The organism is Streptomyces sp. Qhu_M48 (assembly GCF_051305195.1).
GTDB lineage: Bacteria > Actinomycetota > Actinomycetes > Streptomycetales > Streptomycetaceae > Streptomyces.
The window spans coordinates 7,085,700-7,106,347 of record NZ_CP195432.1; the positions used below are offsets into that span (position 1 = coordinate 7,085,700).

A 20,648-nucleotide genomic window follows, 5' to 3' on the forward strand; every position below is an offset into this window, starting at 1 on the left:
GCGTACCGTTCGGCCCCGCGTGCCGTTCGGGAGGTCAGGCCATGGAGCTCACCAAGGTCACTGCCCTGATGAAGGCCACCGCCCTGGAGCTCGCGATCCTCACCGGACACCTCGTCCTGTACCCGTCCGGAATCGTGGCCGAGCGCCTCTCGCCCGCCACTCCCCCGGCGGCGCTCACCCCGGGCCGGCGCCCGGTCCTCCTGCTGCACGGCTTCGTGGACAACCGTTCGGTCTTCGTCCTGCTGCGCCGCTCCCTCACCCGGAACGGACGTCACTCCGTCGAGTCACTCAACTACTCACCGCTCACCTGCGACCTGCGGACCGCCGCCGAGCTGCTCGGCCGCCGGGTGGACGAGATCCGCGCCCGCACCGGACACGCCGAGGTCGACATCGTCGGGCACAGTCTGGGCGGGCTCATCGCCCGCTATTACGTACAGCGGCTCGGCGGTGACAGCCGGGTACGGACCCTGGTCATGCTCGGCACCCCGCACTCCGGCACCACTGTGGCCCCGCTCGCCGACGCCCATCCGCTGGTGCGGCAGATGCGCCCCGGCTCGGCGGTGCTGCGGGAGCTGGCGGGACCGTCGCCCGGCTGCCGGACCCGGTTCGTGAGCTTCTGGAGCGATCTCGACCAGGTGATGGTGCCGGCGGAGACCGCGCGCCTCGACCACCCCGACCTGCTCGTGCACAACGTCCGCGTCAGCGGGATCGGCCATCTCGCGCTGCCCGTGCACCCGACGGTGGCCACCGGGGTCCGGGAGGCCCTGGACGCGGGCGGGCCGGAGGCCTCGGGCCGGCGGGAGGAGGAGCCGGGCGCCACGTCCGTCGCGTGACACTCCGGGACCGCCCTTCGAACGCTCATCGAACACAAGGCCAAAGCTCTCTCCGTGAGCTGGCGAAACACAGCCGATTGCCCGTTTCCTGTGGGCCCCGACCCCTTCGAAGATTGTCGGCTGCGCATACCGCCGGGTACAGTCGCGCCACTGCTTACCCCCGGGACACCCTCGACGGGCCCGCCCCGGACTGGTCCTGTTGCCGAGGCGAGAGAGACGTTGGTGAACGACCAGCACCCCCACGCCGGGTACGCCGGAGACGGCGCCCACACCACCGGCAGTTTCGCCATCGACCCGCTCTTCGGCGCCTACGCCGACGGTCAGGCGGACCAGAGCGGCCAGTGGAATCTCGGCGGGTACGACGCCACCGGCGCGTACGGAACCAGGGGGCAGTACGACACCACGCAGTACGACACCACAGGGCAGTACGCCGCCACGGGCCAGTACGACACGACCGGCCAGTGGGACACGACCGGGCAGTGGAACACCACCGGCGCGTACGCCACGGCGACCGCGCAGCAGGACACGCCCCCCTCGTACGACGCCACCGCGCGGTACGAGACGGCCGCCGCGTACGACGCCGCCCCCTCGTACGACACCACCGGCCAGTGGGACGCCTCAGCCTGGACCGAGGCCCAGCACACCGGCCAGTACGAGACCCTCCACTCCGGGGCCTACGCCGCCCAGGGCGCGTACGGCTACGAGGCCTACGACGCCACCGGCCAGTGGGCCGCCCCCGCCTTCGCGACCGACACCGGAGCCTACGACGCGACCGCGTGGAACCAGGCGGCCGCCGAGGACGGGCCGGTCGTCCCCCACCAGTACACGCCGCAGGCCGAGCAGGAGTACACCCCGCAGGCCGAGCACACCGCGGAGTTCGCGTTCGAGTACGTCCCCGAGACCGAGGCGGACTCCGCCGAGGCCGCCGCGGACCTCGACGACGTCCAGGCCGCCCACGACCTCGGCGACGACCGCGACCCGTCGTTCGGCGACATCGACGACCGTGACGGCGACGCCGACGCTGACGATCAGCCCGCCGTCGAGGTCCGCACGGACCCCTCCGTCGCCGGGCGCCCCGTGCGCCGCTCCTCCGGCGGCAGCCGCGGCCGTCGCCGCACCCCCACCAAGCGCTCCGCGCTGCTGACCGTCGCCGTCCCCTCCGCCTGCGTCATGGGGGTCGCCGGCATCGCCGCCGCCTCCGTCGGCGGACTCACCGGGACCGCCGACGGCGGGCAGAAGGACGACACCACCTCGCTCGCCGCGGCCGACTCGGCCTCCGTCAAGCAGGTCGCCGCCAATAACGCGCTCGACACCCAGCTCGCCGCGCTCAGCGCCGACGCCCGCGACTTCGGCGACCGCGCCAGCCGCACCCAGGAACGCATCGACCTCAAGGCCCGCCAGGCGGCCGAGAAGAAGAAGCGCGAGGAGGAGGCGGCCCGCAAGGAGGCCGCGCGCCCCAAGTTCAGCCTGCCGGTCAAGCTCCACCAGCTCAGCGCGCGCTTCGGGCAGTCGGGCGTCAACTGGATGTCCGTACACACCGGCATCGACTTCCCCGTGATGACCGGCACGCCCGTGATGGCCGCGACCGACGGCACCGTCCGCACCCAGCTCAACAGCGCCTACGGCAACATGGTGATCGTGACCGCCCCCGACGGCACCGAGACCTGGTACTGCCACCTCAGCAGCGCCAAGGTCCGCTCCGGCCATGTGAAGGCCGGCGAGGTCATCGCGTACTCCGGCGACTCCGGCAACTCCACCGGCCCGCACCTCCACTTCGAGGTCCGGCCGGGCGGCGGCTACGCGATCGACCCGCTGGCCTGGCTGCGCAGCCACGGCCTCGACCCGACCAGCTGACCTCCCGCCCCACCCCTTTCGCGCGTACGAGAGCGGGCCCCGGCCGAAGCCGGGGCCCGCTCTCGTCGTCGCCTGTCCTACAACTTCTCGACCGGCGCGTACCGCAGGAGCAGCCGCTTCGGCTTCTCGTCGCCGAAGTCGATCGTGGCCTGGGCGTCCGCGCCCGCACCGGTCACCGTCATGACCGTGCCGAGCCCGAACTGGTCGTGCGTGACCCGGTCACCGATCTGCAGGGAGATCACCGGCTTCTCCCCGGCGCGCCGGGTCGCGAAGCCCGAGGGACCCGAGCGCGAACGCGAGGAGGAGAGCGAGGAGGTGATCCCCGAGGTCGGCCCGGCGGGCTTCGCCATCGGACCGGTCCGCTTCCACTCCAGGTACGCGGGCGGGATCTCCTCCAGGAAACGCGACGCCGGGTTGTACGAGGGCTGGCCCCACGCGCTGCGCATCGACGAGCGGGTGAGGTAGAGCCGCTCACGCGCGCGCGTGATGCCGACATACGCGAGGCGCCGCTCCTCCTCCAGCTCCTTGGCCTGGCCGAGGGCGCGCATGTGCGGGAAGACGCCGTCCTCCATGCCGGTGAGGAACACCACCGGGAACTCGAGGCCCTTGGCGGTGTGCAGCGTCATCAGCGTGATGACGCCCCGGCCCTCCTCGTCCTCGTCCGGGATCTGGTCGGAGTCCGCGACGAGCGCGACCTTCTCCAGGAACTCGGCGAGGGTGGCGGGCTCCTCGCCGCGCTCCTGCTCGAACTCCAGCGCCACGGCGGCGAGTTCCTGGAGGTTCTCGATCCGGGTCTCGTCCTGCGGATCGGTCGAGGCCTGGAGCTCGGCCAGATAGCCCGTGCGCTCCAGGACCGCCTCCAGGACGACGGCGGGGCCGGCGCCGGACTCGACGACGGTGCGCAGCTCGTCCATGAGCGCGTTGAACCGCTTGACCGCGTTCGCCGAGCGCGCGGCCATGCCGTACGCCTCGTCGACCCGCTTGAGCGCCTGCGGGAAGGTGATCCTCTCGCGCAGGGAGAGGGCGTCGATCATCGCCTCGGCGCGCTCGCCGATGCCCCGCTTGGGGACGTTGAGAATACGGCGCAGCGGAACGTTGTCCTCGGGGTTGGCGAGGACGCGCAGGTAGGCGAGGACGTCACGGACCTCCTTGCGCTCGTAGAAGCGCACCCCGCCGACGACCTTGTAAGGCAGTCCGACCCGGATGAAGATCTCTTCGAAGACACGGGACTGGGCGTTGGTCCGGTAGAAGACGGCGACGTCCCCGGCCTTGGCCTCGCCCGCGTCCGTGAGCCGGTCGATCTCGTCGGCGACGAACTGGGCCTCGTCGTGCTCGGTGTCGGCGACGTAGCCGGTGATCTGCGATCCCGCGCCCGCGTTGGTCCAGAGGTTCTTGGGGCGACGGGACTCGTTGCGCTCGATGACGGCGTTGGCCGCGGAGAGGATCGTCTGCGTGGAGCGGTAGTTCTGCTCCAGGAGGATCGTCGTCGCGTCCGGGTAGTCCTCCTCGAACTGGAGGATGTTGCGGATGGTCGCGCCGCGGAAGGCGTAGATCGACTGGTCGGCGTCACCGACGACGCAGAGTTCGGCCGGGCCGAGATCCTCGTAGCCCGTGCCGACGAGCTCCCGTACGAGGGTGTACTGGGCGTGGTTGGTGTCCTGGTACTCGTCGACGAGCACGTGGCGGAAGCGGCGGCGGTAGTGCTCGGCGACGTCGGGGAACGCCTGGAGCAGGTGGACCGTCGTCATGATGATGTCGTCGAAGTCCAGGGCGTTGGCCTCGCGCAGCCGCGCCTGGTACATCCGGTACGCCTCGGCGAGCGTCTTCTCGAAGCCGTCGACGGCCTGGTCGGCGAAGGTCTCCTCGTCGATCAGCTCGTTCTTGAGGTTCGAGATCTTGGCGCTGAAGGACTTCGGCGGGAACTTCTTCGGGTCGAGGTCCAGGTCGCGGCAGACCAGGGACATCAGCCGCTTGGAGTCGGCGGCGTCGTAGATCGAGAAGGAGGAGGTGAAGCCGAGGCGCTTCGACTCACGGCGCAGGATGCGGACACAGGCGCTGTGGAAGGTCATCACCCACATCGCGTTGGCCCGCGGGCCGACGAGCTGCTCGACGCGCTCCTTCATCTCGCCGGCGGCCTTGTTGGTGAAGGTGATCGCCAGTATCTGGCCGGGGTGGACGTGCCGCGTGCCCAGCAGGTGGGCGATGCGGTGGGTCAGCACCCGGGTCTTGCCGGAACCGGCGCCGGCGACGATGAGCAGCGGGGTGTCGGTGTGGACGACGGCGGCGCGCTGCTCCTCGTTCAGCCCCTCCAGGAGCGCGGCGGGGTCCACGACGGGGCGGGGGTGGCCGTCACGGTAGTGGGAGTCCCGGGCGGGCGGGGGCACGTCGAAGTGCTCCCCGAAGAGGTCGTGAGGGACCTCCTCCACGGCCGGGGAGCCATGGTGGTCGTCCTCGGGGTGGGGCGGGGGCTCCTCCGAGGAGTGGTTCATCTGGAGACCGGCCAGGAAGCTGTCGTCAAAGAGGCTGCTCATCGCCTCACGAGTCTAGGACGCCCCACCGACATCCGGGCCCGCCTTCGGCAGCCGCCTTCGTCACCCGCCTGCGGAACCGGTCACCTCCACGAGGTCGTGCGGCGGCCCCGACGGGGCCGCGGCTCAGCTCCGGAGGGTGGCGCGGCTCAGGTCCAGGGGGTGGCGGCCCAGGTCCAGAGGGTGGCGCGGCTCAGGTCCAGAGGGTGGCGATGAAGATGTTCGCCGTGGTCAGGGCGCCGACGGCGGCGAAGAGACCCTTGCCGACCCTCTCCTCGTCCCGCTTGACGTAGACGAGGCCGAGGACGACGACGAGGATCGCGAGCTTGATGCCGACCTTGAGGTTGTTCACGGTCTGGTCGTCGGCCTGGTTGAGTCCGACGAGCGCGACGCCCGTCACCAGCATGGTCAGCGCGCCGTGCAGCATCGCGGGGGTGAAGCGTGCCGTACCGGCCCCCATCGCCTTCATCTGGGTGAGGAAGCCTCCGAGCAGGGAAGCGATACCGATGATGTGCAGGGCGACGAAGACATTGATGAGTACGTCCATGGGGCGGAGCCTAACCGGGGCCCCGGCAGCGTCCCCCGGCCGGGTCCACCGGGGCCGTAGCACCGTCCCCCGGCCGGGACCATCAGGGCCGTAGCACCGTCCCCCGGCCGGGGCCACCGGCTCCGGCACTTCGGTCGGTCGGCCGCAGGAATGCCCTCCGGCCCGCACCTCGGGCGAAAGAGACCGGTCCCCGATCGTCAACTGTCGCCAATAGCGGTCAACTCGCCGCCCGGGCGTGACCCCAGGTTTAGCGTCCTCCACCAGGTGGCCGGCTCCCCACCACCGCCGGCGATCCGGCGGCTGTCGGTCACCCCCGCCGAGAAAACCCGGCGGCGGCCCGCTCCCCTGTGCGGGCCGCCGCCGGCCCGGCGGGCCCGTCCCCCAGGCAGAGGATGTGACCCGCCCTCGTGGCAGCACACCGAAAACCCAAGCAGTCGCCCCTCGGTGGCCAGGCGGTCCGCACCGCCGCCACCCTCGCCCTCGCCTCCGCCGCCACCGCCACCCTCTTCGACGGATCGGGCCACGCGGAGCCCCGGCCCACCACCGCCCAGGTCAAGGCGAAGGTCGACCGGCTCTACGAGGAGGCCGGGGTCGCGACCGAGCGGTACAACGGGGCCAAGGAGAAGGCGGACGAGGCCCGCGCCGGCTTCGAGCGACTTCGTGACGAGGCCGCCCGCAGGACCCAGCGCCTCAACACCGCGCGGGAGCGGCTCGGGGCCATGGCCGCCGCCCAGTACCGCTCCGGCGGCCTCGACCCCGCCGTACAGCTCGCCCTCACCTCCCACCCCGACGACTACCTGGAGCGGGCCGCGCTCGCCGAGAAGGCCGGGGACCGGCAGGCGGCCGTGGTGAGCGCCGTACGACGTGAGCTCGCCGCGATCCGGCAGCTGCGGGGCGAGTCCACGGGGCACCTGGACACGCTGCGCGAGCACGAGACGGAGCTACGGCGGCAGAAGGCGGCCGTGCTCGACAAGCTCCGGGCGGCCCGGACCCAGCTCGCCCGGCTGACCGCGGAGGAACGGGCCCGGTACGAGGCGGCCGCCGCGAGCCGCGGTGGCACCGCCACCTCTGTCGGCAACAGCGATACGACTCCCGCGGCCACGTCCGGCGGCTCCACGACGGAGCGGGCCGACCGTTCCTCGGGTGGCGAGCGCGGACCGGTGACCGCCCCCGGCACGCGGGCCGCCCAGGCCATCTCCTTCGCCCGCGCCCAGCTCGGCAAGCCCTATGTGTGGGGGGCGACGGGCCCCTCCGGGTACGACTGCTCGGGCCTCACACAGGCGGCCTGGCGCGCCGCCGGCGTCACCCTGCCCCGCACCACGTACACCCAGATCAACGCCGGCCGGCGCGTCTCCCGAGCCCAGCTCGCCCCAGGTGACCTGATCTTCTTCTACTCCGGCATCAGCCACGTCGGGCTCTACATCGGCGGCGGCCAGATGATCCACGCCCCCCGACCGGGCGCCCCGGTACGGGTCGCCCCGATCGACGAGATGCCCTTCGCGGGAGCGACCCGCGTCGGCTGAGGGCTCCCCTCCGCTCGGTCCGGCCACCGCCCGCGCGTACGGGCGGTCGGCGGGCCTCAGACCAGGCGGCGGGCGGTGGCCCAGCGGGTCAGCTCGTGGCGGTTGGAGAGCTGGAGCTTCCGCAGCACCGCCGAGACGTGCGACTCGACCGTCTTCACCGAGATGTAGAGCTGCTTGGCGATCTCCTTGTACGCGTACCCACGGGCGATCAGGCGCAGCACCTCGCGCTCCCGCTGGGTCAGCCGGTCCATGTCCTCGTCCACCGGAGGCGCGTCCGTCGAGGCGAAGGCGTCCAGGACGAACCCGGCGAGCCTCGGGGAGAACACGGCGTCGCCCTCCTGGACCCGGAAGATCGAGTCGACCAGATCCGTGCCGGTGATCGTCTTCGTGACATAGCCACGGGCACCGCCACGGATCACTCCGATCACGTCCTCGGCCGCGTCCGAGACCGACAGGGCGAGGAAGCGGACCGGATCCTCCGTCGCGCCCATCAGGCTGGTGCAGCGACGCAGCACCTCCACCCCGCCGCCGCCCGGGAGATGCACGTCGAGGAGGACGACCTCGGGGCGGGTCGCCGTGATGACGGTGACCGCCTGGTCGACGTCGGCGGCCTCACCGACCACCTCGACGCCGGTGACCTCGGTCCGGCCGATCTCGGCCTGGACTCCCGTACGGAACATCCGGTGGTCGTCGACGAGCACCACCCGCACCCGGCGCTCCGTACCCGCCGCCCCCGCTTCGGTCACTGCCCCGGTCTCGTCGCTCATCCGTCCGCCCTCTCCATCTCAAGCTCCACTTCGGTGCCCCCGCCCGGCACGGACCGCAGCCGGGCCGTGCCGCCGTTGCGCTGCATCCGACCGATGATCGATTCTCGTACGCCCATCCTGTCCTCGGGCACCGCGTCCAGGTCGAATCCCGGCCCCCGGTCGCGCACCGAGACGAAGACCGTGCGTCCCTCCACCTCGGCGTACACCTGCACGGCCCCACCCTCGCCACCGTACTTGGCGGCGTTGACCATCGCCTCGCGCGCGGCCTGCATCTGCGCGACCAGTCCGTCGTCGAGCGGGCAGTCGCCGACGACGACCACCTCCAGCGGGACCCCGTGGTTGTCCTCGACCTCGGCCGCGGCCTTCTTCACCGCCTCGGCGAGGGTCTCGGGCTCCTCGTCCTTGCCAGTGCCCTCGGGCTTGTAGAGCCAGTTCCGCAGCTCCCTCTCCTGGGCGCGGGCGAGGCGGCGGACCTCGCCGGCGTCCTCGGCGTTGCGCTGGATCAGGGTCAGGGTGTGCAGCACGGAGTCGTGGACGTGGGCCGCGACCTCGGCACGCTCCTGGGCGCGGATGCGCATGGTCCGCTCCTCCGTGAGGTCCTGCGACATCCGGACCAGCCAGGGGCCGGCGAGCAGGGCTATGCCGGTGAGGACCGCCAGGGCCGCGGTGAGGGCCGTGCCCAGCTGGGCGACCGAGCCGCGGACCACCACGAAGACGGCGAGGCCGGTACCGACCAGGGCGACGCCGACGAGACCGCGGGTGATGCGGAAGGCGCGGCTGTGCCGGCCCGCGTCGGTCCAGGTGGCCCGGCGCGCGTTGTCCGCCTGGCGCCAGACCACGGCGGCGCCGACGGAGATGAGGAGCAAGGGCCAGATGTACCGCCAGGACTGGCTGTCCAGGCTGATGCTCTGCACCAGGAGTGCGACGCCCACCGCGAGGGTTATCAGGGCGAGTATCTGTCCCCGGTCGGGCGTGCGCAGTCTGCGCCGACCGTCCGGGGTGGTCTCGAACACGGGGCGCGGGACGTTCTTCCCGCCGACGCCGAGAGGGACGACGATCCAGAAGGCCGCGTAGAGCAGGAGACCGAGGCCGTCCATGAAGAAGAGGACCACGAAGATCACTCGCACCCAGACGACCGGGAGGCCGAGGTGTCCCGCGAGACCGCGGGCGACACCACCGAGCCACCGCCCGTCGGCGCTGCGGTAGAGCCGGCGCACGGGCAGTTCGTCGGTGTCGGTGACGCGAGCGGTTGCGGACATGCACCGATCGTCACACGTTCGGCCCGCCCGGGACATCAGGGTCGGCCCTGAGATCTTCCCTGGTACCGCCTCGGGGAGGACGGGGCGCCGAATATCAGGGTCGGGCCAGGGTCGGCCCCGGTGCCGCTCGGCGTCACGGGCCGTCACCATGGACACATGACGAGTTCGATGCCTTCGCAGCACGAGGCCCCGCCGACGGCGGAGGCCGTTCCCGCCCCGCCCCTGCGGCGTTCGCGCGGCAGCAAGGTCGTGGGCGGGGTCTGCGGCGGTCTCGGCCGGTACTTCGACATCGACCCGGTGATCTTCCGCGTCGCGGTCGGTGTGCTGGCGGTGCCGGGGGGCCTCGGTCTGATCCTCTACGGCTTCGCCTGGCTGCTGATCCCGCTCGTGGGCGAGGAGGAGAACGAGGGGCGCAGGCTGCTGACCGGCCGGGTCTCCGGTGCCACGCTGGCCGCCATATTGATGGCCCTGGTGGGCTGCGGAATCTTCCTGTCGATGCTGCACAGCGGCACGATGCTGGGCTCCGCCCTCCTGGTGGCGCTCGTGGTCTCCACGGCGGCCGCCTGGTCGCGGCGTCGGCGGACCGGTGTCGCGGAGCCCGAGGGCCGGCCGGAATCGGCGCCCATCGGCAAGACGGGCGCCGAGGCCCCGCCGGAGACCAAGGCCCCGCCGCTGGTCGAGTTCACCTCCTGGTGGAAGGACCCGATAGTCAAGGACGGCTCGACGGGCAAGGTGGCCGTGGGCTACCTGTGGGGGCCGCACGGCGTCCTGGACGAGAAGGGACGGGTGGGCGGCAAGGTGCCGAAGCCCGGCGACCAGTGGGGTCCCGACCCCACGCCCCCCGGACGCCCCAAGCCCTCGGTCCGGCGAAGCCCGCGGTCCATCGCCGGTCTCGTCCATCTGCTCGCCACGGTCGCGGCCGTGCTCGGTACCGCTCTCACCTGGGAGACCGAGCCGCTGGGCACGAGCCTGCAGACAGGACTGGTCGCCGCCCTCGCGGTGTTCGGCCTCGGCCTGGTCGTCAGCAGCTTCCTCGGCCGGACCGGGTTCGGCACGGTCTTCCACACCGTGATCACGGCGGGCCTGCTCGCGCTGGCGACGGCGCTGCCCCATCAGATCAGCACGGAGTGGATGCGGGAGACGTGGAAGCCGGCGTCCGTCGCCGCCGTGCAGCCGCACTACGAGGTGGGCACCGGGGTCGGCACCCTCGACCTGTCGAAGCTCCCGGTCCCGGCCGGTACGACCGTCTCGACGACGGCGGAGGTGGGCGCGGGACAGCTCAAGGTGATCGTCCCCAGAGACGCGGTCGTGAAGCTCCGCGCCCAGGTGGGACTCGGCGATATGCAGCTGCCCGGCGAGCCGCCCAACGACATCGACGTCTCACCGGATCGCGACGTGACCCGGACGCTCGACCCGCCGACCGGGACCACCCCGGCGGGCACCCTGGACCTCTCTCTCGAGGTCGGTATCGGACAGGTGGAGGTCACCCGTGCTGCTTCATGAGTTCCGTCCCGGCCGGCTGCTCGCGGGCCTCACGGCCCTGGCGCTGGCCGCGGTCTACGCGGGCGACGCCGCAGGCGCCTGGACGACCCCGTGGTACGCGGTGATCCCGCTGCTCTGCGGCGGTCTGGGGCTGGCCGGCCTCGCGAGCTGGGTCGCCTATCGAATACGGCGCCGGTCGGCGAGGAGCCTGTCCAGCGACAGCACGGCCGCCCCGGCCAGTACCAGCGGGAGCCAGGCCATCAAGTAGGCGAGGTCGTTGCCGAGGTAGTACGGGTCCACCTGCCAGCTCACCGTCAGCCAGAGACTCAGAGACAGCAGCGCGCCTCCGAGGGCCGCCAGGCGGGCGAAGAGACCGAGCAGGGTCCCGATCCCGACGGCGAGCTCACCGAAGGCGATGGCGTACCCGAAGCCGGTCGGGTTGTTGAGGGCGAGGTCGACCAGGGCGGGGACGGCCGAGGTGTCCCGGACACCGCGCATCGTCTCGCCGATGGAGCCGCTGCCGGTGTCGGAGAAGAAGGCCGAGTCGGTGAGCTTGTCGAGCCCGGCGTAGACGAACGTGACGCCGAGGAAGATCCGGAGCGGAAGGAGCGCGTAGCGGGAGCCGGTCGCCTTCCACCGGTCGAGGGTGGCCCGCCCCCCGGCACGGCGGCCCGCCTCTCCGGATCCACCCGCACGGCCCGCACCGGCCACGCCGCCCGTACCCGCCGCGGTGCCCGTACCGTCGCCATGCGTACCGGCCACGGCGCCCGTGCCGCCAGCACCGGCCACGCCGCCCGTACCGTCGCGAGGCGTGCCGGCCACGCCGCCGGTACCGTCCTCGGCGTCCGCGCCGCCGCCGGTCACGCGGTCCGGGTCATCGGCCCCGTCGGCCGTGCCGTCCGCCCGGCTCGCGTGTCCCGTCATCGCCGGCCACCTCTCCTCGCCCCGTACGACTGTTCGCGGAACGATTCTCCTCGCACCTGCGCCCGGGGGATACGGGAAGGGGGCCGGACGATCAGTCCACGACGTCGATCGTGACCCGATTGGTCTCGACGCCGGCCGCCGTGACGACCGAGACCTCCACCCGTCCGGGTTCCACGTCCGCCGGGAGGGGAACGGTCAGGGCGGCGTCCGTGGGGTTGGCGAAGCCGCCGGGGACGGGGACCAGGGGGACGTGGGCGTGGACGGCTCCGATGCGGACGACCAGACGGGTCAGCGGGTCGGGGGCGCCGGCACCGGGCGGGACGAGACCGCAGCCGCGGATCTCGATGTCGTCGCCCGTGCGGATCGGGGCGTCGAGGTCGCCGGCCTCCCGGGAGCGGACCACGGAGTGGATCGTGGGGCGGACCCCCTCGGCGCACTTGGCAGCGAGGTGCCAGGCCGCCGAGACGGCGAGGAGGAGCACCAGGGACCAGGGCACCTCGGGAAGCCCGGCGGGGGTGCGGGCGAGGCCGGCGGCCGCCAGGGCGAGGACGCAGCCGGAGACGAGGAGGTACTGGACGTCGGCGAGGCTCGCTCGGCCGCTGTCGTCGCAGAGCAGGTCGGCGGCGCGGGGACGGTCGGCGCGGACCTTCTGGAGGCGGCCGGCCGCGATCCCCGCGGTGACGACGAGACGGGCGGTGACGGTGACGGTGGACACCAGGGCGAGGACGGTCAGCAGCCTCGCGCCGCGGGCCAGGCCGAAGGCCGTCGCGCCCGGCGACAGGAATGCCAGGAAGAGGAGGGTGTAGCCGAGGAACAGGAGCCAGCCGGCGGCGACGGCACGGGTGGTGGAGAGCCGGTGGTCCTCGCCGATCAGCGGGGCGAGGAGACCGCCCCGGGAGCGGTGGGTGTGGGCGGCCGCGCTGAGGAGGGCGGCGAGGACCAGGGCGGTGCAGAGGCCGGCCGTACGGGCGCCGGTCCAGGCGCCGCCGATCGCGGTGAGTGCCTGGCCGAGGAGGAGGGCGAGCGTGGCGCCCCAGACGGCCACGAGGCCGCCTCGCCGGACCCGGTCGAGCCAGGCCACCCCGGCCTCCCGGCCGTGGACGGCCACGGCGCGGGCGGACTGGGCGAGTTCGTCGGAGACCCACTGCCGGGCGGCGACCGGGGAGTGGGCGACGGCTGCGGGGACGCCGTGTCCGGCGGCGAGTTCGTCTCGCCGGGCGAGGAAGGCGGCGACCGCGCGCCGGTGGCCGGCCTGCCCGCAGTGGGCGCAACCGGCACAGGCCGTCGCGTGCTCGCCGTACTGTCTCGCCTCTTGAACCGCCACGGTGCTCACTTCCCGAGCTCGCTTCACGACACCGGTGCGTCCCGAAGGGTCAACCAGCCTTTTATTCCACGGAATTGTGTCGCACCGGCGGCTTCCGCGCCTGCCGCGTGCGCCCCGCCGGAGAGTGATTGGCGCGCCATCTCATTGACGTACAGAAGGGTGAAGCGATGGTGTTACGACAGGAGTTCGGGCTCCGCTCGGCTGATCCTGCGCCAGAGCGGCTGGTAGTTGATCCAGGCGACGAGGTCGCTGCCGAGCTGTTCGCGGGTGGCGACGGCCTCGCGGTGGTCGATCAGGACCGGTTTCCCGGCCGCCCGCGCGGTCAGCTGGACCTGGGCGCAGCGCTCCAGGGCGATGAACCACCAGGCGGCCGCGTCGACGGAGGTGCCGACGGTGAGCAGTCCGTGGTTGCGGAGCACGATCGCCTTGAACGTGCCGAGGGCGACGGCGATCCGGCGCCCCTCCTCGGTGTCCACGGTGACGCCGGTGTAGGCGTCGTAGAGGGCGTGGTCCTGGTAGAAGGCGCAGGCCTCCTGGGTGATCGGGTCGAGGAGTTCGCCGAGCGCGGCGAGCGCCCGGCCGTGGAGGGAGTGGGTGTGGGCGACGGCGACGGCGTCGGGCCGGGCCCGATGGACCTGGGCGTGGACGGTGAACGCCGCCTGGTTGACGTGCTGGCCGCCCCGGAGGACCTGGCCGTCGCCGTCGACCAGGATGAGGTCGCTCGCGGTCACCTCCTCGAAGGGCGCTCCGAAGGGGTTCACCCAGAAACAGTCGGGGTACTCGGGGTCGCGTGCGGTGATGTGGCCCGAGACGCCCTCCTCGTACCCGAACCGTCCGAAGACCCGGAGCGCTCCCGCGAGTCGCTGTTTGCGGTGGACGCGTTCCTCGTCGGCCGTCGCGTGGACGGGCGGCATGGCGAAGTGGAGCCGCTCGACGGGTACGGGGTCGGGTATCACGCTCATGCGCCGGAAGGTAACGCCCGGCCGGGCAAGTCACCAGAGCCCGGACACGACGAGCCCGAACGCGCCGGGACCGGACGCGCCGAACCCCGACCCCACGAGCCCGATCGTGCCCGCCCCGGCCCCGTCCCGGCCGCGCCCCGGCCCCGGCCCCGGCGCGACGAAGCCGCCGTCCCGGTGGCCCGGGGCGGCGGCTTCAGAGGGCTGCGGGAGCGGCTACTCCCACTCGATGGTGCCCGGCGGCTTGCTGGTGACGTCGAGGACGACCCGGTTGACGTCCGCGACCTCGTTGGTGATGCGGGTCGAGATCTTGGCGAGCACGTCGTACGGCAGACGCGACCAGTCGGCCGTCATGGCGTCCTCGGAGGAGACGGGGCGCAGCACGATCGGGTGACCGTAGGTGCGGCCGTCGCCCTGGACGCCCACGGAGCGGACGTCGGCGAGCAGGACGACCGGGCACTGCCAGATCTCGCGGTCGAGGCCGGCCGCGGTGAGCTCCTCGCGGGCGATGGCGTCGGCCTCGCGCAGCAGGTCCAGGCGCTCCTTGGTGACCTCGCCGACGATGCGGATGCCGAGGCCGGGGCCGGGGAAGGGCTGGCGCTGGACGATCTCCTCGGGCAGGCCGAGTTCCTGGCCGACCATGCGGACCTCGTCCTTGAAGAGCTGGCGCAGCGGCTCGACGAGCTCGAACTCCAGGTCCTCGGGGAGGCCGCCCACGTTGTGGTGGGACTTGATGTTGGCGGTGCCGGTGCCGCCGCCGGACTCGACGATGTCCGGGTAGAGCGTGCCCTGGACGAGGAAGGCCACTTCCTCGCCGTCGGCGGCGCCCTCGGCGACGATGTCGGCCTGCGCCTGCTCGAAGACGCGGATGAACTCACGGCCGATGATCTTGCGCTTGGTCTCCGGGTCGGAGACGCCGGCGAGAGCGGTGAGGAAGCGGTCCTGCGCGTCGACGACCTTCAGGTTGACGCCGGTGGAGGCGACGAAGTCCTTCTCGACCTGCTCGGTCTCGCCCTTGCGCATGAGGCCGTGGTCGACGTACACGCAGGTGAGCTGCGAGCCGATGGCCTTCTGCACGAGGGCGGCCGCCACGGCGGAGTCGACACCGCCGGAGAGACCGCAGACGGCGCGCTTGGTGCCGACCTGGGCGCGGATGGCCGCGACCTGCTCCTCGATCACGTTGCCCGTGGTCCAGCTGGGCTCGATGCCGGCGCCGCGGTAGAGGAAGTGCTCCAGGATCTGCTGGCCGTGCGTGGAGTGCAGCACCTCGGGGTGGTACTGGACGCCGTAGAGCTTCTTCTCGTCGTTCTCGAAGGCGGCGACCGGCACGACGTCCGTGGACGCGGTGACGGAGAAGCCCTCGGGGGCGGCGGAGCAGGCGTCGCCGTGCGACATCCACACGGACTGCTCGACCGGGGTGCCCTCGAAGAGGGTGGAGCCGGCCCTGGAGACGTGCAGCTCGGTGCGGCCGTACTCGCGGGCACCGGTGTTGTCGACGGTGCCACCGAGGGTCGTCGCCATCAGCTGGAAGCCGTAGCACATGCCGAAGACGGGGACGCCCGCCTCGAAGATCGCGCGGTCGAGGCGGGGGGCGCCTTCCGCGTACACGGAGGACGGGCCGCCGGAGAGGATGATCGCCTTCGGGTTCTTGGCCAGCATCTCGGCCACCGGCATGGTGGACGGGACGATCTCGCTGTAGACCCGGGCCTCACGGACGCGGCGGGCGATGAGCTGGGCGTACTGGGCGCCGAAGTCGACAACGAGGACTACGTCCGGGTTGGTGACGTCGGGCGCGGCAGCGGGGGTCGCTGATGACACTACGGCGGCCTTCCGGCGGTAGGAGGAGGGTCCCCCGAAGGGGGGTGCTATTTGTCGATTCTACCGGCGCGCCGGTGACGTTTTTCGTCTCACCATCCGAACCCGGGTTGGCCCCTGCCCGGCGGCGGGGTCCATACTGTCGCCATGCGCGAGCTCACGACCTTCGTCTTTACCTATGGCAACCGGCCCACCGGCTGCCATGGTCGTGCTGCTTGAGCAACTGACAAGCGACTTCCCAGGCGCCCCGGGCCGACAGGCCCGGGGCGTTCTGTCGTTCCCGGGCCGGTTCGCTCCAGGGCATCCGACACCTCAGGAGCCCCACCATGACGACGAACACCGCCACCCCCGAGAAGACCGGCGCCCGCACCGACGAGGCGGCGGCGCTGATCGGTGACTCCCGTGAGCGGATCGACGCGCTCGACGATCGGATCATCGGTCTCATCCAGGAACGGATGGCCGTCTCGGCCGTCATCCAGGAGGCGCGGATCTCCTCCGGCGGCCGCCGGGTGAACCTCAACCGCGAAATGGAGGTCCTCGGCCACTACCGGGACGCGCTGGGCAAGCCGGGTACGGCGCTCGCGATGACGATGCTGGAGTTGTGCCGGGGGCGCATCTGAGTGGGTGCCCGGATCTGAGTTCGGGCTCGCTCTCACCCGTACGGCGCGTGACCGGCTCCGACCTGTCTTCGTTGGTCCAGGTGTCCGTGCCAGCCAGGGGCGGGCCGTTAAGAAACCACGCGTGGCTTCGCTGGGGCGTGTGGCGTACCTCCGGTACGTCGTGGGACCTCGCACCAGCGCTTGTGACCGGGCAGCAGGGGACAGCAGCCCGGTCGCCCAGAAGGAGCGGTCGGTCCCGGGGACGCCCGGGGCCGGCCGCAACCGGCTCAGACAGTGCACTTCTCCGAAGACGTCCCCCACCCTCCCGCTCCCATCTCCTCCCGCGGCGCAGTCCCCCGGCACCGCTCCCACCCCTCCTCGCGGCGCAACCCCCCGGCGCCGCCCCCGCTCGGCACCGCCGCTGCCCTGACACCGGTGCCGACCTCAAGGGCCCCGTGCCGCGACCGGAATCGCGCCACGGGGCCCTTGCCCGCGCCCGCCTCATATGTGACACGCGTCACATGAAGATCTCGTGCAACCGCTACAACCTTCTCCGCCGATGGCGGGTCATCTATGCAGCAACACCAAAGCTGGTGGGGGCGCTGCACTCGGAGGGGGGTGCAGCGCCCTTTCCTGTGTTCTGAGCCCGGAACGGCGTCAGGCCGTGCCGGGCCCGACCGGCGTCATGCCTTCTTCGGCGGGACCGCGGGCATGCCCAGGAACGGCAGCCGCAGGGCGCCGAAGGCCTCGGCCGGGACCGCGGGGGACTTCGGCTCGACCGCCGTGAGCCGTACGTACGCCTCGCCCTGTCGCGGTCGCGTGTCCTCCTCGCCCTTGTTCGGCCAGAAGGACATGGCCCGCTCCGCCTGAGCGGTGATCGTCAGGGACGGGTTCACCCCGAGGTTGGCGGAGACCGCCGCCCCGTCGACGACGGAGATCCCCGGGTGGCCGAAGAGCCGGTGGTACGGGTCGATGACGCCGGACTCGGCGTCGGCGCCGATCGGGCAGCCGCCGAGGAAGTGGGCGGTGAGCGGGGTGCCCATCAGCTCGCCGACGTTGGAGCCGGCGAAGCCGTTGATCTCCTCGGCGAGGAGGGTGGCGGCCCGGGTGGCCGCCGGGATCTGGACCGGGTTCGGGGCTCCGTGCCCCTGGCGGGCCGTGAGCAGGCCCTTTCCGAGACCGCCGGGCTTGCGGTAGGTCGTCAGGGAGTTGTCGAGGGACTGCATGACCAGGCCGATGATGGTCCGCTCCGACCAGTGCCAGTTGGAGAGCGAGCGGGCTGCCTGTGTGGGGTGCTTGAGGAGGTTGAGGAACCAGTTGCGTACCCGGTGGGCTCCGTAGGGCACCTGGAGGACGGTCAGGCTGCCCATCGAGTTGGAGCCCTTGCCGTACCGCACCGGCTCGATGTGGGTGTGGGCGTCGGGGTGGACGGAGGAGGTGATGGCGACGCCCCTGGTGAAGTCGGCCTTCTCCTTGCCGTGCTTCCTGCGGTAGCGGCGGTCGGTGGTCTGCGCGCCGACAAGGCCCTCGGAATTGGTGCGGGTCAGCTCGCCGAGCCGCTGGGAGATCCCGGGCAGCAGTCCGGTGTCCCTCATCCGGTGCAGCAGGGTCTGGGTGCCGTACGTGCCGGCCGCGATCACCACCCGGCGGGCGGTGAACGTGCGCCCCTTCCCCTTCCTCCGCTGATCGGTGGGGAGGGTCTTCACCGCGAAGCCGCCCCGCGAGTCCTCGGTGACGGTGACGACCGTGGTCATGGGGTGGACGGTGGCGCCCGCCTTCTCGGCGAGGTGGAGGTAGTTCTCGTTGAGGGTGTTCTTGGCGCCGTGACGGCAGCCGGTCATGCACTCGCCGCACTCGGTGCAGGCGCGCCGGGACGGGCCCGCGCCGCCGAAGTACGGGTCGGCGACCTCCCCGCCGGGCTTCGCCTTCGCCGTACCGTCGCCGTCGTCGCCGTCCCCGAAGAAGACTCCGACGGGTGCCATGTGGAAGGTGTCGCCGATGCCCATCGCCTGGGCGGCCGCCTTGAGGTGTACGTCCGAGGGGGTCGTCGTGGGGTTGAGCCGGACACCGAGCATCCGTCGGGCCTGGTCGTAGTACGGCCTCAGCTCGTCCTCCCAGTCCGTGATGTCCTTCCACTGCGGGTCGTCGAAGAACGCCTTGAGCGGTACGTAGAGGGTGTTGGCGTAGTTGAGGGAGCCGCCGCCCACGCCGGCGCCCGCGAGCACCATGACGTTGCCGAGCAGGTGGATGCGCTGGATGCCGTAGAGGCCTAGGGCGGGGGCCCACAGGAAGTTCTTCAGGTCCCAGGAGTTCTTCGGCAGGGTCGCGCGGGTGAAGCGGCGTCCGGCCTCCAGGACGCCGACCCGGTAGCCCTTCTCGGTGAGCCGCAGGGCGGTGACCGAACCGCCGAAGCCGGAGCCGACGACAAGGACGTCGTAGTCGTACACGCCGTCCTCCACCTGCTCCTGATTTTGGGTAGGGGGTACCGCGGTCATGGCTCTCCTCGTACGGAAAGGGGCGGAAACGGTCGGGGGATCCGGCGTCAGCGCAGGCGCAGGGCCTTCATCGCCTTCAGGGACGCGCTCATGAACGCGGCGTACTTCTCGTCGTCCATCCCGAAGGAGGGCGCGAGCGGGATCAGCCGCTGCTGGGCGACGGTCTGGGCCTCGGTGTACTTGAGGATGCCCTCGGAGCCGTGGCGGCGGCCGAGGCCGGAGTCCTTCATGCCGCCCATCGGGGACTGCACGCTGCCGTAGGCGGGGGCGTACCCCTCGTTGATGTTGACGGTGCCGGTGCGGAGCCGGGCCGCGACGGCGTGGCCGCGGCGGGAGTCCTTCGTCCAGACGGAGGAGTTCAGGCCGTACGGGGTGGCGTTGGCGAGGGCGATCACCTCGTCCTCGTCGCTGAAGCGGTAGATCGAGACGACCGGTCCGAAGGTCTCCTCGCCGCAGACGGCCATCGGGGCCTCGACGCCGTCGAGGATGGTCGGCTCGTAGAAGAGCGGGCCGATGTCGGGGCGCGCGACGCCGCCGGCGACGAGCGTGGCACCCTTGGCGACGGCCTCCTCCACGTGCTTCGTGACCGTCTCCAGCTGCCGCTCGCCGACGAGGGAGCCCATGTCGGCCCCGTACGCGAGGGAGTTGCCGAGCCGCATGGCCTTGGTGCGGGCGGCGAAGCGGTCGAGGAAGACGTCGGCGACCGACTCGTGCACGTACAGGCGCTCGATGGAGATGCAGAGCTGTCCGGCGGAGGAGAAGCAGGCGCGGACGGCGCCGGCGGCGGCCTTCTCGACGTCGGCGTCCTTCAGGACGAGCATCGCGTTCTTGCCGCCGAGTTCGAGGGAGACGCCGACGAGCCGGGCGGCGGCGCCCTGGGCGACCTCGCGGCCGGTGCGGGTGGAGCCGGTGAAGGAGACGTAGTCGGCGTGCTTGACGACCTCGGGGCCGACGACGGGGCCGTCGCCGAGGACGACCTGGAAGACCTCGGCGGGCAGTCCGGCCTCGATGAGCAGGTCGCGGGCCCACAGCGCGGTGAGCGCGGTCTCCGTGTCGGGCTTCATGACGACGGCGTTGCCCGAGACGAAGGCGGGGAGCGCGTCGCCGACGGAGAGTTCGAGCGGGTAGTTCCAGGGCGCGATCTGACCGACGACCCCGCGCGGCTGGCGCAGCTCGGTGACCTTGGTGAGGGTCGGTACGACGCCGGTGTGGTGGCGGGGACGCAGGTAGGAGGAGGCCTTGCGGCCGTAGTGGCGGGCGGCGACGGCCACCGCCTGCACCTCCTCGTGGGCGTGCAGGCGCGCCTTGCCCGTCTCCAGCTGGATGAGGTCGAGGACCTCGGACTGACGCTGGAGGACGAGGTCGTGGAAGCGGAGCAGGACGGCGGCGCGGGCCTTGACCGGGGTGGCGGCCCAGGCTTCCTGGGCGGTACGCGCGCGCGTGAAGGCCTCGGCGACGTCCTCGGGGGTGGACTCGGGCAGGTCCGCCAGCTTCGCCCCGGTGAAGGGGGTGTGGTTGGCGGTGCGGCCGGAGCCGACGACGCCGCGGGTGAGCCGGGCGACCACGTCGGGCGTCACGACGTCGGCGGCCGTGCGGGCGCCGGCGGGCGCGGGCGCGACCGGATTGGTCGCCGCGGCGGGCGCGGCGGGAACCGAAGGGGCGGCGGGGGCCTGCGAGTCCGTCATGAGGGCGAGCGTAGGCGGCGTTCCGGCCTTTGGGTACCCGTCGGTAACGCGTTT

At 72.1% G+C, this 20,648-nt stretch carries 15 protein-coding genes; 5 read left to right on the plus strand and 10 right to left on the minus strand.

Annotated elements, in window-relative coordinates:
• Window positions 1-41: 41 nt before the first annotated feature.
• Window positions 42-833, plus strand: coding sequence for an esterase/lipase family protein (locus ACRRSS_RS31700; protein WP_435974473.1), 792 nt, complete (start codon window positions 42-44; stop codon window positions 831-833).
• Between the two features lie 222 nt (window positions 834-1,055).
• A complete protein-coding gene (locus tag ACRRSS_RS31705) occupies window positions 1,056-2,687 on the plus strand; it encodes a M23 family metallopeptidase (protein ID WP_435974474.1) in 1,632 nt (543 codons plus the stop codon).
• A 77-nt stretch (window positions 2,688-2,764) separates the two neighbouring features.
• Here ACRRSS_RS31705 and pcrA read toward each other — a convergent pair whose 3' ends face one another.
• Complete coding sequence (pcrA, locus tag ACRRSS_RS31710) at window positions 2,765-5,218, minus strand: DNA helicase PcrA (protein ID WP_435974475.1); 2,454 nt, start codon at window positions 5,216-5,218, stop codon at window positions 2,765-2,767.
• Between the two features lie 190 nt (window positions 5,219-5,408).
• Complete coding sequence (locus tag ACRRSS_RS31715) at window positions 5,409-5,762, minus strand: hypothetical protein (protein WP_435974476.1); 354 nt, start codon at window positions 5,760-5,762, stop codon at window positions 5,409-5,411.
• Between the two features lie 407 nt (window positions 5,763-6,169).
• Between ACRRSS_RS31715 and ACRRSS_RS31720 the strand changes: the two genes are divergently transcribed.
• Window positions 6,170-7,285 (plus strand): NlpC/P60 family protein, encoded by a 1,116-nt coding sequence (locus ACRRSS_RS31720; protein WP_435974477.1) that lies wholly within the window; start codon window positions 6,170-6,172, stop codon window positions 7,283-7,285.
• A gap of 56 nt (window positions 7,286-7,341) precedes the next feature.
• Here the strand turns inward: ACRRSS_RS31720 and ACRRSS_RS31725 are convergent, their stop codons facing one another.
• Window positions 7,342-8,052 carry a LuxR C-terminal-related transcriptional regulator gene (locus ACRRSS_RS31725; protein WP_435974478.1) on the minus strand — a complete coding sequence of 237 codons (711 nt, stop codon included), beginning with the start codon at window positions 8,050-8,052 and terminating at the stop codon, window positions 7,342-7,344.
• Window positions 8,049-9,311: a PspC domain-containing protein gene (locus ACRRSS_RS31730; protein ID WP_435974479.1), complete on the minus strand. Its 1,263-nt coding sequence runs from the start codon at window positions 9,309-9,311 to the stop codon at window positions 8,049-8,051. Before ACRRSS_RS31730 ends, ACRRSS_RS31725 begins: the two co-directional genes overlap by 4 nt.
• 156 nt (window positions 9,312-9,467) lie before the next feature.
• Here ACRRSS_RS31730 and ACRRSS_RS31735 point away from each other — a divergent pair, with 156 nt between their 5' ends.
• Window positions 9,468-10,814, plus strand: coding sequence for a PspC domain-containing protein (locus ACRRSS_RS31735; RefSeq protein ID WP_435974480.1), 1,347 nt, complete (start codon window positions 9,468-9,470; stop codon window positions 10,812-10,814).
• A gap of 156 nt (window positions 10,815-10,970) precedes the next feature.
• Here the strand turns inward: ACRRSS_RS31735 and ACRRSS_RS31740 are convergent, their stop codons facing one another.
• The 4 genes from ACRRSS_RS31740 to guaA all read right to left on the minus strand — a co-directional run bounded on the left by ACRRSS_RS31740 (window position 10,971) and on the right by guaA (window position 15,818).
• Window positions 10,971-11,504 (minus strand): DoxX family protein, encoded by a 534-nt coding sequence (locus ACRRSS_RS31740; RefSeq protein WP_435975473.1) that lies wholly within the window; start codon window positions 11,502-11,504, stop codon window positions 10,971-10,973.
• 304 nt (window positions 11,505-11,808) lie between these two features.
• Complete coding sequence (locus ACRRSS_RS31745; protein ID WP_435974481.1) at window positions 11,809-13,041, minus strand: hypothetical protein; 1,233 nt, start codon at window positions 13,039-13,041, stop codon at window positions 11,809-11,811.
• 173 nt (window positions 13,042-13,214) lie between these two features.
• Window positions 13,215-14,003: a class II aldolase/adducin family protein gene (locus ACRRSS_RS31750; protein ID WP_435974482.1), complete on the minus strand. Its 789-nt coding sequence runs from the start codon at window positions 14,001-14,003 to the stop codon at window positions 13,215-13,217.
• Between the two features lie 213 nt (window positions 14,004-14,216).
• A complete protein-coding gene (guaA, locus tag ACRRSS_RS31755) occupies window positions 14,217-15,818 on the minus strand; it encodes a glutamine-hydrolyzing GMP synthase (protein ID WP_435974483.1) in 1,602 nt (533 codons plus the stop codon).
• Window positions 15,819-16,141: 323 nt separating this feature from the next.
• Between guaA and ACRRSS_RS31760 the strand changes: the two genes are divergently transcribed.
• Window positions 16,142-16,435: a chorismate mutase gene (locus tag ACRRSS_RS31760; RefSeq protein ID WP_351907890.1), complete on the plus strand. Its 294-nt coding sequence runs from the start codon at window positions 16,142-16,144 to the stop codon at window positions 16,433-16,435.
• A 662-nt stretch (window positions 16,436-17,097) separates the two neighbouring features.
• Here the strand turns inward: ACRRSS_RS31760 and ACRRSS_RS31765 are convergent.
• On the minus strand, window positions 17,098-18,909 hold the full coding sequence (locus ACRRSS_RS31765; protein WP_435974484.1) for a GMC oxidoreductase: 1,812 nt from the start codon (window positions 18,907-18,909) through the stop codon (window positions 17,098-17,100).
• A 47-nt stretch (window positions 18,910-18,956) separates the two neighbouring features.
• Window positions 18,957-20,594 carry a succinic semialdehyde dehydrogenase gene (locus ACRRSS_RS31770; protein ID WP_435974485.1) on the minus strand — a complete coding sequence of 546 codons (1,638 nt, stop codon included), beginning with the start codon at window positions 20,592-20,594 and terminating at the stop codon, window positions 18,957-18,959.
• Between the last annotated feature and the right edge of the window lie 54 nt (window positions 20,595-20,648).

Coding starts and splice junctions, on each gene's coding strand:
- ACRRSS_RS31700 (WP_435974473.1), top strand. CDS start 42: ATGGAGCTCACCAAGGTCACTGCCCTGATGAAGGCCACCGCCCTGGAG.
- pcrA (WP_435974475.1), bottom strand. CDS start 5,218: ATGAGCAGCCTCTTTGACGACAGCTTCCTGGCCGGTCTCCAGATGAAC.
- ACRRSS_RS31715 (WP_435974476.1), bottom strand. CDS start 5,762: ATGGACGTACTCATCAATGTCTTCGTCGCCCTGCACATCATCGGTATC.
- ACRRSS_RS31725 (WP_435974478.1), bottom strand. CDS start 8,052: ATGAGCGACGAGACCGGGGCAGTGACCGAAGCGGGGGCGGCGGGTACG.
- ACRRSS_RS31730 (WP_435974479.1), bottom strand. CDS start 9,311: ATGTCCGCAACCGCTCGCGTCACCGACACCGACGAACTGCCCGTGCGC.
- ACRRSS_RS31735 (WP_435974480.1), top strand. CDS start 9,468: ATGACGAGTTCGATGCCTTCGCAGCACGAGGCCCCGCCGACGGCGGAG.
- ACRRSS_RS31750 (WP_435974482.1), bottom strand. CDS start 14,003: ATGAGCGTGATACCCGACCCCGTACCCGTCGAGCGGCTCCACTTCGCC.
- ACRRSS_RS31760 (WP_351907890.1), top strand. CDS start 16,142: ATGACGACGAACACCGCCACCCCCGAGAAGACCGGCGCCCGCACCGAC.
- ACRRSS_RS31765 (WP_435974484.1), bottom strand. CDS start 18,909: ATGACCGCGGTACCCCCTACCCAAAATCAGGAGCAGGTGGAGGACGGC.
- ACRRSS_RS31770 (WP_435974485.1), bottom strand. CDS start 20,594: ATGACGGACTCGCAGGCCCCCGCCGCCCCTTCGGTTCCCGCCGCGCCC.